We start from the raw sequence: 13627 nt of genomic DNA, 5'->3' as shown, positions 1-13627 counted from the left end.
ACTTATGCTAGTAGGATGAGGTCATTTTTATTTGGTACTACATTTGTAGTATGACTAACATTTCTATAATTTCGCTAACTCGGCCGCTGTATAAACATACGGCACATGCGCCATTGCCGGCACTTGATCCCACGGTACTGGATAACCAGCACCATGCGCACAAAAGACCGAATCCGGCGTATTTTCTAAATCAGCAACCGGTTGATACGCTTGGGCTGCCACCACTTCTTCAGCGTTGTGACAAGGCCGATAACCGTCAATCAAGCATTCTAGTTGGCCCTGTCCATGCGTATAAGCATTGACCGCCTGCGAATAATCCTGCATCTCGGCAACCGGCGCCGTCCCAGTTAACACGACCAAGTCACTGCCATTAGCGGCTGGTTCCGGACCTTCAAAGCTACCTTGCATCCGTTGAATATCCGTCATTGCCCGACCAACTTGGGCTTGGCCTACTTCTAAGCGGAATCGATACCATGGCTCTAATAATTGGCACGCCTGTTGCGTTTTCAACATCATTAGACCTTGCCGTACCGCCCGCCAAGTGGCTTCGCGAAAGTCGCCGCCAACCGAGTGCACATTGCTGGCACGTCCCGTTACAAGCGTTAGCTTCACATCCGTTAAAGGTGCGCCGACTAAAACCCCAAGTTGATCCTTCGCCTGCAAATTCGACAACACTTGATGCTGCCAATTACGGCCCAACACTTCTAACGGGCAGTCAGCTGCAAACGTCAGTCCACTACCAGTTGCCGTTGGTTGCATGAGTAAATGCACTTCTGAATAATGGCGTAACGGTTCAAAATGACCGACCCCTTCCACCGCTTGGGTAATGGTTTCTTTATATAAAATACTCCCCTCACCAAAGCCAATGTCTAATTGGAATTGCGTCTGGAGACGTTGCTGCAAAATCTCTAATTGAACCTTCCCCATAATCTGTAAACGAATTTCTTGTAATTCCGCTGACCAGACCACGTGCAGTTGTGGGTCTTCATCCGCTAACTGTTGCAAGATGGTTAGACAGTGATGCAGATCATTGTCTTTAGGATCAACCGTATAATTCAAGACGGGTTGAATCACCGGCATCGCTGCATCAGGTTCAATCCCTAACCCTTGCCCCGGATGCGTGTCTGTCAGATTAGGAATCGCCGCCACGTCACCAGCCGTTAAAGTCGGCACAATTTGAAATTTCGAGCCGTTATAAACGCGAATTTGATTGATTTGCTGATTACCGAGGAGATACCCCTTCGTTTTCAATTCGCCCCCGGTAACACGCAACCAGGTCAACCGGGTCCCTGCATCGTCATACGACACCTTGAAGACCCGCGCCCCGAATGTTGATTTAACGGGCGTTGGCTCAGTCCATTGGGCCAGTCCTGCTAGCAAGTCATCGACCCCATCCACCTTTAGGGCCGCACCAAAGTAACATGGAAATACGGCTCGTTGCTGAATCAGTTGCTTAACGGTAGCTGCCGTCAATTCACCAGTCTCTAAATACTGTTCTAAAATCGTGTCGTCTTGCATCGCCATCGTTTCGATCGTCTCGGCAGACAACGTCGCGTCAAAAGTCACGCACCCGGCCGACAACTCCGTCTGTAGTTGCGTTAACAGGGCCGCCTGATTAGTTCCCGGAACATCCATCTTATTCACAAAAATGAACGTTGGCACGTGATAATGTGCCAATAACCGCCATAAAGTCCGCGTGTAACCTTGAACACCATCAGTCGCCGAAACGACTAAAATCGCATAATCGAGCACACTTAAAACTTGCTCCGTTTGCGATGCAAAATCCACGTGTCCCGGAGTATCTAGTAACGTTAACTTGAGATCTTGATAGCTTAAATTCGCCTGGTGCGAAAAAATGGTAATCCCGCGTTGCTTTTCCAAATCATCGGGATCTAAAAAAGCATCCCCTTTATCAACGCGACCCAATTGTCGAAGCGTCCCGGCTCGATACAACAACGCTTCAGACAACGTTGTTTTACCGGCATCGACATGGGCGATAATGCCCGCTGTAATTGATTTCATAATATCCCGCCTGTCTTAAATAAAATAACTGCTATGTACCCTATCTATCATAACATGCTACTTGCCAGCACCCAGTTTGCAAAGTCAGCTAGTAAACCGTACTTAACTATTTTCAAGAAACCGCTTTATTCATGATAGATATCTGTTATAGTGAAACTGATAACCAGTTAGGGGGACTTTCACATGCACACGATTGAACAACTCGACGATGGACGTGCCGTTTATTTAAATGGCAAGCTAATTCAGGTTTCTGAAATACCAATTTTTTGGAAAACGCTCGCGTTGAATAACCAATACTATACCCTGCAAAAGACCCATCCAGCAGTTCACACTTACCAAGAAAATGGCCACACCTACGACATTGCCTACAAAGTACCACGCAATGTGGCTGATTTGCGGCAAAAGCATCAAGCCTATCAGGAAATTGCGCAAACTAATAACGGAATGCTAGGTCGCACCCCAGACTTTTTAGCCACCGGGATGGGTATCTTAGCGGAACGCTATGCCTTCTTAGGCCATAACAAATGGACCGATTTTGCTGCTAATGCCAAGCACTATGCTGAATGGATTAAGGAAAATGATATTTTTATCAGTCATGCCCTGCAAAACCCACAGTTAGACCGCACTAAGCCAATTAATCAGATTCCTAGCGGTTATGCCGGGGTGCATACCGTTGAACGTCGCGCCGACGGTATTGTGGTTTCCGGCGCCAAGATGGTGAATACCATGGCCCCAATTGCAGATGATTTATTAGTCTTCAATCCACCAGAACTATTACTAGAAAAAGGCGATACTAGTTATGCCGTTGCTTTTGCCACCCCATTGAACACACCCGGCGTTAAGATTATTTGCCGAAAGTTACTCGATCATCCCGGCTACACCGAAGACGATTATCCACTAAGCAATGCTTTAGATGAAATCGATGCCTATGTCGTCTTTGACCATACCTTCATCCCATGGGAAAAAGTCTTCGTTGAAAACGACACCGATATGAGTAACCGTTTCTTCATCGAATCTGGAATCTTTGGGCACACCTCGCACCAAGATGAAGTTCGTGGGATTACCAAGTTAGAATTCGCCACTAGTTTGGCGATTCGCGTCGCCCATACGTTAGGCTTAGATGGCTTTTTAGGTGTTCAAGAAAAGCTCGGCAGTTTGACGGCTCACTTGGAACTGATTAAAGGTACGATTGCTCGATCCGAAGATGAAGGCCAACTAGACGAATTCGGAATCTACACCCCGAACTTACAAGCTTTATTAGCCGTTCGCGCTAGTTTACCCGCCTTTTATGATGAAGCATTGCGGGTCATTCAGCATCTGGCCGCTGGTTCAATGGTCGGCGTCCCCGGCTTTGAAGAATTCGCTGGTGACAATGGACCAATCTTGGATCAAGCATTGACGACGTCACGAGCTGATTCACGAGAACGGTCGAAATTATTGAATTTAGCATTTGATTTAAGTAGTTCTGGCTTCGGTCAGCGTCAGTTAATGTATGAATATTATCATGGCGGTGACCCGATGCGAATTCGCTCGAAACATTATTTGGATGAGGATTTGCAGGCTGGAAATGCGATGTTGGATCGGTTATTAAAATAAGACGATGACTAAGTAAAAGGAACGTTTGGGCAATGATGTCCAGACGTTCCTTTTCATTTAGAGCCGATTATGTCGATCACCTTTAAACCAATGATGACTATAGGCTTTAGCTGCCTTTTTTGAGTGATAGGCATAACCATCTGTCCAGATACCGGCACCACTTGCTAATTGTAAAGTGGCATATTTCTTACCATGAATACGATGACTTACTTTTCGATAATAATCTCCAGCCCCAGCGCTCTGGTACCAACCATAAGTCTGAGTCCAATATTCACCTTTATAAGTGAAAGTATAACCAATAATCCAGCTTGGATGTTTTATTTTCGCTCCTAGTTTTGGATAGGCTGTCGTTTTTCGCGAGTGTAATCGGCTAATATATTTATTTTCCGTTAGTTTCTTAGCTGAAATCTTAATTCGAAAAATTTTATGATCATAGCGATCGTAAGTATACCAAGTACCACGCAATCTCTTGGGAAAGGTCTTAATGGTATACGCTGACGCTTGTACCTTTTGATCATTTGGCTTCAAGAATAAGCCACCCACCATCATCGCTAACGTTGCTGTAAACATGACTAATAGTCGTTTGACTTTCATTTGTTACTCCTCCTCCATTTATTATCAATCTTAGTTCAAACACCTGCATCGTTCAATCAGAAAAATCTAATATAAGCGCTATTCGTCATGCTAATTTAGTTAATCATGAATGTTTCACGTGAAACATTCATCGCTTTGGTTATTCAAAGTTGCCAAGTATTTCACTTTCTTGTATACTACTAACCATTCGGCCACAATGGCGAAATAAGGAGATGATCAACGATGATGGCATCGTTATTAGTACGGAAAAGTGCTGCCTGCTAGCGACACTTTTCTGCTCGACCTTTCAGAGAAGTGTCTGGTTTGAATCTGAAAGGAACTTTATTTATGAAACCAACTATTACCACCTATCAATACACTTACATCACCCAGCAAGTTGACAACCTCGTCAGTGCGGAACTTTCCGTTAACGACAAGCAAGTATTGGCAGCGGTCTTGGCTAAAATCCTTGACCACATTACCCCACTCTTGCCAATGAATGAACCGGTTGCCCAAACTTTTGTAACCCAGTTACAAGCGGAGCGGCTCACACGCGCAAAAGCGGCGAAACTAATCGCACCGCTAGTGCCATTAGTAATCCCGTTTCCACAATTGACGCCTAAGCAACTGGAGAAGCTCTTTCGGAAAGTTAAAAAGCTGAAACAGCCCAGCTGGTCAGCGATGCACTTACACGAAATGACTTACTTGGGTTGGAATGATGGTGGTAGCCAAAAGAAATACCTCGTTGCCCCCTATCAGGGCCGCCTAATTGGTATTCAAGGTGAACTCGCACCACAAACAGTTAAAGGTGTTTGTGCGATTTGCCAAACAATCGGGAATGTTGCTTTATTCCTATCAACAACCAAATCGTCTGGACTGGGAGCCTATACTAAAAAAGGTAATTATATTTGCCGCGATAGCGCCCAATGCAATCGGCAATTAACTGATCCACAGCCGTTAGCCGACTTTTTGACGGTTGTTCAACCACAACGAAAAAAATAGTGCTCAACGTCCTCGTCAACTGGCGAGGACGTTTTTTGAAAATGAAATTTATCCTTACAAAACTATACAGTATGCTGTATAGTTTATTCATGAGGTGATCAAATGAACGATGATGAAATGATTGCGCGGCAACTACTACAGTTAGCCCGCCGGATTAAGCAGCGACGAAATTTACATATTCAAGATTTGAATTTAACAACGGTCCAAGGTGATGCGCTAAAGTTCTTTGGCGATCATCCTAATCAAACCATTACCATGTTTAAGGATCATCAAGGGATTACCCATCAGACAGCACGGGTCATCGTGCAACACTTGGTGAACTTGGGGGTTGTGACTTTAGCCCCTAATCCTAATGATGGCCGATCGAAACTAGTCCTGGTGACCCCACTCGGCTTAACCAAACACGCCCAGTTAAATAAACACGGCTGGCAAACGAGTGCAGAGCTCTTTGTTGGCTTTACACCAGAGGAACAGCAACAATTTTTAGCATTAGTCCGTCGAGCTAACACTAACTTAGAAGGGAAATGATTTAGCGTGCAAACGCGTTTATATACCAAAGATGTGACATTAGTTTTAGTAGCAAGTTTCTTTTATTTAATGAGTCCAATGTTAATTAACCCGGTCATTGCTGGTTTTTCGACCAACATCGGGGCAAGTAGTCTTTTAGCGGGCGTGATTGCGGGGGCTATGAACTTAACGGCCCTAGTGTTACGACCACTGGCTGGTAATTTAACTGATCGCGTTTCTAAATACAAGTTGACCTTCGCAGGCGGTGTCTTCATCTTATTAGCGAGTTTAGGCTATATTTTGACAACCAATGTGGCCTTAGTCATGGTTTTTCGTGTAATTAATGGCCTCGGCTATACATTATGTTCAGTCTGCATGGCGACCTGGATGGCAGCTTTATTGCCAGCTGACCGCATTGGCTCCGGAATGGGGATTTACGGGTTAGCCAGTGCCCTTGGAATGGCAGTGGGCCCAGCAGTTAGTGTTTATTTATACCAACACTATAGCTATCAAAGTGTCTTTTGGCTCGCAGCGGCGTTTAGCATTTTACTGTTGATTGTCATTCAATTCGTCGGCAACCGTGGCGTCCCTAGTCCAACACATCAAACGACCAAGACGGCAGCCAAAAAGTTTCAGTTGGTGCAGCCTAAAGTCGTCCCACTGGCATTAATTTTGCTATTATTCTCCTTACCCTATTTCGCCACGGAAACATATATCGTGAGTTACATTGCCCATCGTCACTTTGCAGTGCCAGCGGGTGCCTTCTTTCCAGCTTATGCCATTATTTTGTTGGTAATGCGCTTAGTATTGCGCGATGCATTTGACCACGTCTCGTTTCAAAAATTCTTTTGGGTGTGTCTGGGATTTGATTTATTAGGAATCATCGGCCTCACGGATTTAAGCAATTGGTTCATGTTGTTACTAGGCGCCTTTGGATTTGCTGCTAGCTACGGCTTGATGTTTTCAATCTGTCAGGCTAAAGCGTTGACCCTGGTCCCAACGTCTGATCGCGGCTTAGCCAACAGTACCTTCTACATTGGCGTGGATCTAGGCATGTCAGGCGGACCAATGTTAGCCGGCGCGATTACGTCCGTCTTACCGTGGGCCTGGCTCTACCCGGTTATGGCCTTAACATTGCCACTGACTGTGGTTGTTTACTTAGCCAATCGACGGTTGTTAGCCTAATCAAAAAGTGCTTGTTCAGTCTCTTTTCACTGAACAAGCACCTTTTAATAGCCAGCAAGACTTTCAAAACACCTAGTCCTGCCCACATTATCTCAATGTCTATTTTTTTCGACGCTACTTAACTAACTTGCTTTAAATTCTTCACTAATAACCGCGCGACTGCTTTAGCTGAGAACGGATTCTGGCCAGTGATTAATTGGCCATCCTGAACGGCAAATTCCTTGTAAGCCCGTTGTTTAACAAAGTTGGCCCCACGCTTTTCGGCCGCGACTTGATTAAAGAATGGAACTACCGATTGCTTACCTGCCAAAACTTCTTCCGCTTTCGTAAAACCAGTGACTTTACGCCCCGCGATTAAATATTGACCATCAATTTTGATATTCAGTAGTCCAGCAATGCCATGGCATACTGACGTCACATAACCATGATTTTTATAAATTGACACCGCCAGTTGTTGTAATTCTGGGTTATCTGGAAAATCCCACATGACCCCATGACCGCCAGCATAATAAATCGCTATATAATCAGCTGGATTGACTTCATCAGGCGCTAAGGATGCCGTTAATGCCCGCTTTTGAAAGTCAGCCGTCTCATAAAAGGCCATTACTTCGGCGTCTGTATATTTCATACTCCGCGGATCTAGTGGTACAAAGCCTCCTTTAGGGCTGACATAATCAACTTGATAGCCAGCTTGTTGCATAATTAAGGCAAACTCGGTCGCCTCACCGAGCCATAATCCGGTAGGGTCAGTCGTTTCACCATAACGCGTGGTATTCGTTAAAACAATTAAAATTTTCTTCATAGTTGTTGGTTGCATGTCATCGTCTCCGTTACATGGTCTAATAAGGTCTTTAATTGGTCAATTGCTTTGGTCTGGTGCGTCAAATAGTAAAAGTTTTTCGTTCCCTCACGTCGATAATCAACGAGGGTGGCTTCTTTTAACAACTTTAAATGATGGGAAACCGCTGGTCGTGATAAATCCGTAACGCCCATTAAGTCAGTGACTTGTAAGCCACGATGGACCACTTGGGGGTCTAGTAACGCAATAATGATGGCCTGTCGCTTTTGATCACCCAGCGCGACTAAGAAATCACTAGCTCTGGTAAATTCATGTTTTAATTTGGTTAGGTTGGACATTTTCATCACTCGATTGTTTATTATTTTAAACCATTAAAACATGTAATTAATCGTCTGTCAATTGAATAGAATTCGATATCTATACTGTTGACATTTCAAAATAAAATAGTTATTATTTTTATCAATCGTTTAAAATTATAAACCACAAAAGAGGCTATTTTATGTTAAGAACCACAATGCAAGCTGCCGTGATCACTCATTATCACCAAGCAGAACCGTTAATGACGTCGATGCCGATTCCCGATGTACAGCCTACAGACGTCTTAGTCAAGATCATGGCTGCCAGTATCAATCCAATCGATACTAAAACAATGGCCGGTGGTTTAAAGCTCCTGTTACACTACCCGATGCCATTAGTCTTAGGCAGCGACTTTGCCGATGAGATTGTCGCGGTAGGCAATCAGGTTACTCAGTTCAAAATCGGCGATGCCGTTTATGGCCGACCGCGCAAACAACGTATTGGCACTTTCGCTGAATATCTAGCCGTTAACGTCGCGGATATTGCGTTAAAGCCAACCAATCTTAGCTACCAAGCAGCCGCGGCCATACCGTTAGTCGGCTTAACCAGTTATCAAGCACTACATGATCTGATGCAACTTCGACCGGGACAAAAGGTCTTGATTCAGGGCGGTTCAGGTGGCATTGGCACAATTGCGATTCAGCTAGCGAAAAGTCTGGGCGCCCAAGTTGCTACCACGACCAGCCTCAAAAATGCCGCGCTAGTCAACTCTTTAGGCGCAGACCAGATTATCGATTACCATACCGAAAACTTTGCCACGGCCTTATCAGACTACGATGCTGTCTTTGATACCCGCGGTGGTACCACTCTCGAACAAGCTTTTCAAATCGTCAAACCCGGTGGCCATATCGTTAGTATTTCCGGCTTACCCAATGGTCGCTTCGCTAAAGCTGCCGGTCTCCCACTTTGGAAACAGAGCCTGTTCAAGCTAGCCGCGCATCGCTTAACTCGTTTGGAACGCCAGACTCACGTGACCTATCACTTTTTATTCATGCACCCAAGTGGCTCAGAATTAGCTATCTTGACGAAACTAATCGAACAAAATAAAGGCCGTCCCATTATTGACCGCGTCTTTGACTTCAAAGAGCTCAACCAGGCCCTAGCTTACTCTAAAACTGGCCATGCACGTGGGAAGATCATTATTAAGATTGGTGCAACTAACTAAAAATGGATGCTAGGAAAGTTTTTTCCATAATGTTGATACGGAAATATACCAGTCTGCTGATTAACAAGCTAACGTTGTTTTCCTTGAAAAGGACCGTTTATTTGCCAAGCCAGCCGATCACTTCGATTAAATTGTAATCCCATCAATCAACGGCTATACTGTGAACTATCAAAACGATACTCGGAGGAAACAACGTTATGAAAAAATTGGGGACGTTCCTATTACTCGGTGCCCTGGTTGGAATTGGTGGCTTATCCACCGTTTCGACCCCCGCAAAGGCCCAGATTAAGACTAATTTTACCAATATTACTGATCAGAATGACTTTTACTACAACAAGTTCACTAATATTGCCTATCATCCAAAGAGTAGTAAAAAGAATGCTTATATTTGGAATGACACGCACACTAAAAAACTCTATAACTTGAAGTCATATCCTAACTATACTTGGTTTAAGGTGGCTTCGGGCACTTATAAAGGCAGTCATAACTGGGTTCAAGTCACCAATAGTCCTGATAGTAAGCGCGGTTGGGTCTACAAGTCCAACTTAACTAAGGGCTATAATTCAAAAGGATATCAAATTACCAGTAAGCGCTATGGCAAGTATTCTGGTGGGTACTACCACGTTCCGGCTGGGAAGAAAAATATCTACCTCTGGGACTGGACGCATACTAAGAAACGCTTGAATATCAAGAGCTATACTAACCAAACTTTCTCTCGCCGACACTCGGTAATCATGACGCATAATGGGAGCAAGCATTGGTACTACTACGTCGGCATTCAGACTAAAAAGCAAACCGTTTACGGCTACGTCCGCAGTGATCAAGTCAAAGTTGGCAAAACAACCGACCACAGTGGCCAAGATGTCCTATTTCCTGGAGCTTTTGTCGGAACCAAAGACTATGTCCAATATATCAACCAAGGTAAATATCAAAAACTCGCGCGCGAAATAGTTAAGCTATTCCCAAACACGCCGGTGGACTTAGGCCTTTCGCGTATCGCCGCCTATAATTACGCGACCAATGATACTTGGGAAGAAGACGCCCCCGAAACCATTGAAACAACCGGCTACAAAGACATTGTGCCATTTGAATCCGTTGCTACTTATTTAATGGCGCATAAAACACAAACCAATGCGCAAAAGATTGCTGGTATTGAGAAGTTGCTGAATAAAGCCGGCTATACTAAGGCCAAGCGTGCTAAACTGTCTGGATATAAATTAGGGATTTATATCATTAATAACGTTAAGGGCGGTAAGGTCACTGAATCTGGGGAACTGCTTAAAGGAAACTGGTATGGATTGGTGATTGGGAAGACTGAGTAATATTGTGAAGGACTTTGTTAGCCCTGCTTGAAGTGATTACAACGTAACTAAAAAGGCATTAATCGTGATATTGGAATTTCAATATCGTAATTAATGCCTTTTTTTATCAACTGAGAAATATCTGTTAATATGGAAATACACTTCATTAAAATAATCACTTGCTTCTTTAGGATCAATCCCTACGTATGTGGGGAATACGATTTATCGACCGGTAAGATTACCGCTGGGACGGGATCATCCCTACATACGTGGGGAATACAAATGCCACCACAACACGGCAAGTCAACGACTAGGATCATCCCTACATACGTGGGGAATACCAGTAACTAAATCCGAACTTAGCCCTAATGTCCGGATCATCCCTACATACGTGGGGAATACAAAGCTTCTAAATATTTATCTTCTACATCTTCAGGATCATCCCTACATACGTGGGGAATACATACTCATCAATAGCTTTCTTTGAAATTCGTTGCGGATCATCCCTACATACGTGGGGAATACATCAAATCGGGGCCGAGTGATTTATATGGCGTAGGATCATCCCTACATACGTGGGGAATACACCGCGCCAGCTATTAATTGAACATACAATTACAGGATCATCCCTACATACGTGGGGAATACTGGCATAAGGTAATCACCGAGAAGCGTTGAGCGGGATCATCCCTACATACGTGGGGAATACACCGGGTGTCGATATAAAAGCCCACATTAATAAGGATCATCCCTACATACGTGGGGAATACTTTGAAATCGTTCAATCGCATCTAGTCGATCCGGGATCATCCCTACATACGTGGGGAATACTATCCGATAGTATTCTGCTTAGCGTTCACTTCAGGATCATCCCTACATACGTGGGGAATACTCATATACTTTGAAACAAAATTGGGGTTACGGGGGATCATCCCTACATACGTGGGGAATACGATATGAGCGTCATGATTAACCGGTTCCCAATGGGATCATCCCTACATACGTGGGGAATACAATATTAGTATATTTCTTAGTTACATGAGGTGAGGATCATCCCTACATACGTGGGGAATACCAGAAGATGATGCAGGTAAGCCAGCTTGCAAGGGGATCATCCCTACATACGTGGGGAATACATTGTCTTCGTTGCGGTTGAAGGCTCCCAATCGGGATCATCCCTACATACGTGGGGAATACGACACTTTGTGTTGCCTACTTTCGGGATGCCTAGGATCATCCCTACATACGTGGGGAATACAGATAACGTAAGATTTTTGCGTACGTGTTCTTGGGATCATCCCTACATACGTGGGGAATACAACGGTCAGGTAGCAACGGATGTCATGCACTGGGGATCATCCCTACATACGTGGGGAATACACACTTTTGGAAGCCTTTTTGTTTTAGCTGGAGGGATCATCCCTACATACGTGGGGAATACATTGGCGTGAAGACCGCACCCACACCACCCGAGGGATCATCCCTACATACGTGGGGAATACTTAGTGGGGCATTTACCAAAGCACAGGTTTCAGGGATCATCCCTACATACGTGGGGAATACAAGGTATAGCCACGCTTGTATACTTTATTTTTAGGATCATCCCTACATACGTGGGGAATACTTGTGTTTCTTTTTAGAAACTTCAATTGCTGAAGGATCATCCCTACATACGTGGGGAATACGGGCATTTTCTGGTATCTCTATGGGAATCATGAGGATCATCCCTACATACGTGGGGAACACCATTTGCCGCTGTAAGTTTCCAATCACAGTTCGGGATCATCCCTACATACGTGGGGAATACCGATCGTAAAACTAATAAAGCAAAAATTGATAAGGATCATCCCTACATACGTGGGGAATACCTTGGTTGTTGTTCGGCAAGAATAGCGATGACGGGATCATCCCTACATACGTGGGGAATACTGACAGTAATTTAAAAAAGTTGGTCAAGAACATGGATCATCCCTACATACGTGGGGAATACGTACATTTTAAAGACTTCAAGTCGTTTGATAGTGGATCATCCCTACATACGTGGGGAATACCGATGGCTGAGACACTAATTAAGGAGTTCTCAGGGATCATCCCTACATACGTGGGGAATACACACTAAATAGCTTAGTTCCGGCATCGCCCGCAGGATCATCCCTACATACGTGGGGAATACTCTTTACCTTTACGTTCAATCGTGGCCGGTGAGGGATCATCCCTACATACGTGGGGAATACCGGAAAAATTAGTTCAAAAGGCAATGCCGGTTAGGATCATCCCTACATACGTGGGGAATACTCTTTGCCGCCAACCGTACCAGCTAAAGTGGTGGGATCATCCCTACATACGTGGGGAATACATAAAACGACCGCAATGGACAAAGTTGTCAAAGGGATCATCCCTACATACGTGGGGAATACAAAATGATTGCGCTAAAGGCTTCTGCAATCGAAGGATCATCCCTACATACGTGGGGAATACTAAAGTCCGGTTTGAGTTCGGTTTTGATAAATAGGATCATCCCTACATACGTGGGGAATACCGAGTTGATAACTTAGGTAGTACACAAGTCCTGGGATCATCCCTACATACGTGGGGAATACTTGCCAATCTGTTTTACTGCTTTATCTGGCTTAGGATCATCCCTACATACGTGGGGAATACTCTCCTTGATTAGTTTCGTTCCAAGATACTTTGGGATCATCCCTACATACGTGGGGAATACGCAAACAAAATATTCGTGGCTCACGTCAGGACAGGATCATCCCTACATACGTGGGGAATACAAAGCTAGAGAGCTTGGCAATCAGGCATTTAAGGGATCATCCCTACATACGTGGGGAATACACTAAAAAGAAGTGATGTGAATGCTGAGCCTAGGGATCATCCCTACATACGTGGGGAATACACTCGTCACAAATATCGATGGTTTGCCCATCTAGGATCATCCCTACATACGTGGGGAATACGTAGTCAAATTTGACAGCATCACCGGCGCGCCGGGATCATCCCTACATACGTGGGGAATACTTAAGCAGCAAGTTGTTGATCGTGATGGTCAAAGGATCATCCCTACATACGTGGGGAATACTTGTTGTCGGTACCGTGGTTCATACCAGCTTC

General features: G+C 44.6%; 10 protein-coding genes and 1 CRISPR repeat array (1 of these 11 cut by a window edge). Of the genes, 6 read left to right on the top strand and 4 right to left on the bottom strand.

What is annotated here, in order from left to right; genetic code table 11:
* Positions 1-63 precede the first annotated feature (63 nt).
* Complete coding sequence (locus FFM77_RS03145) at positions 64-2022, bottom strand: elongation factor G (protein ID WP_137634288.1); 1959 nt, start codon at positions 2020-2022, stop codon at positions 64-66.
* 183 nt (positions 2023-2205) lie between these two features.
* Between FFM77_RS03145 and FFM77_RS03140 the strand changes: the two genes are divergently transcribed.
* Positions 2206-3618 carry a 4-hydroxyphenylacetate 3-hydroxylase N-terminal domain-containing protein gene (locus tag FFM77_RS03140; RefSeq protein ID WP_171001543.1) on the top strand — a complete coding sequence of 471 codons (1413 nt, stop codon included), beginning with the start codon at positions 2206-2208 and terminating at the stop codon, positions 3616-3618.
* A 57-nt stretch (positions 3619-3675) separates the two neighbouring features.
* On the opposite strand, the gene FFM77_RS03135 is transcribed toward FFM77_RS03140, so the two are convergent.
* Positions 3676-4212: a hypothetical protein gene (locus FFM77_RS03135; RefSeq protein ID WP_137634287.1), complete on the bottom strand. Its 537-nt coding sequence runs from the start codon at positions 4210-4212 to the stop codon at positions 3676-3678.
* Positions 4213-4539: 327 nt separating this feature from the next.
* On the opposite strand from FFM77_RS03135, the gene FFM77_RS03130 reads away from it, so the two are divergent.
* From FFM77_RS03130 to FFM77_RS03120, 3 genes are all read left to right on the top strand, one after another.
* Positions 4540-5193: a FusB/FusC family EF-G-binding protein gene (locus FFM77_RS03130; RefSeq protein WP_137634286.1), complete on the top strand. Its 654-nt coding sequence runs from the start codon at positions 4540-4542 to the stop codon at positions 5191-5193.
* A 102-nt stretch (positions 5194-5295) separates the two neighbouring features.
* Positions 5296-5721: a MarR family winged helix-turn-helix transcriptional regulator gene (locus FFM77_RS03125; RefSeq protein WP_137634285.1), complete on the top strand. Its 426-nt coding sequence runs from the start codon at positions 5296-5298 to the stop codon at positions 5719-5721.
* Between the two features lie 6 nt (positions 5722-5727).
* Positions 5728-6885, top strand: coding sequence for an MFS transporter (locus FFM77_RS03120; RefSeq protein ID WP_137634284.1), 1158 nt, complete (start codon positions 5728-5730; stop codon positions 6883-6885).
* 118 nt (positions 6886-7003) lie between these two features.
* Here FFM77_RS03120 and FFM77_RS03115 read toward each other — a convergent pair whose 3' ends face one another.
* Together FFM77_RS03115 and FFM77_RS03110 are read right to left on the bottom strand one after the other, a co-directional pair.
* Entirely contained in the window at positions 7004-7687 is a 684-nt protein-coding gene (locus tag FFM77_RS03115) for a type 1 glutamine amidotransferase domain-containing protein (protein ID WP_137634334.1), read from the bottom strand.
* Positions 7684-8022: an ArsR/SmtB family transcription factor gene (locus FFM77_RS03110; protein ID WP_137634283.1), complete on the bottom strand. Its 339-nt coding sequence runs from the start codon at positions 8020-8022 to the stop codon at positions 7684-7686. Before FFM77_RS03110 ends, FFM77_RS03115 begins: the two co-directional genes overlap by 4 nt.
* Positions 8023-8198: 176 nt before the next feature.
* Between FFM77_RS03110 and FFM77_RS03105 the strand changes: the two genes are divergently transcribed.
* The gene (locus FFM77_RS03105) at positions 8199-9206 is read left to right on the top strand and encodes an NADP-dependent oxidoreductase (protein ID WP_137634333.1); all 1008 of its coding nucleotides are present in this window, start codon (positions 8199-8201) and stop codon (positions 9204-9206) included.
* Between the two features lie 197 nt (positions 9207-9403).
* The gene (locus FFM77_RS03100) at positions 9404-10528 is read left to right on the top strand and encodes a D-alanyl-D-alanine carboxypeptidase (RefSeq protein ID WP_137634282.1); all 1125 of its coding nucleotides are present in this window, start codon (positions 9404-9406) and stop codon (positions 10526-10528) included.
* Between the two features lie 231 nt (positions 10529-10759).
* Positions 10760-13627: direct repeats of the CRISPR family, unit length 28 nt; unit sequence GGATCATCCCTACATACGTGGGGAATAC; it runs 152 nt beyond the window's last position.

It is taken from the genome of Lactiplantibacillus songbeiensis, assembly GCF_005405125.1.
In the GTDB taxonomy this organism is placed as follows: Bacteria; Bacillota; Bacilli; order Lactobacillales; family Lactobacillaceae; genus Lactiplantibacillus; species Lactiplantibacillus songbeiensis.
Note: the sequence above shows the minus strand (reverse complement) of the source record. Positions and strands in the feature narration are given on the sequence as shown.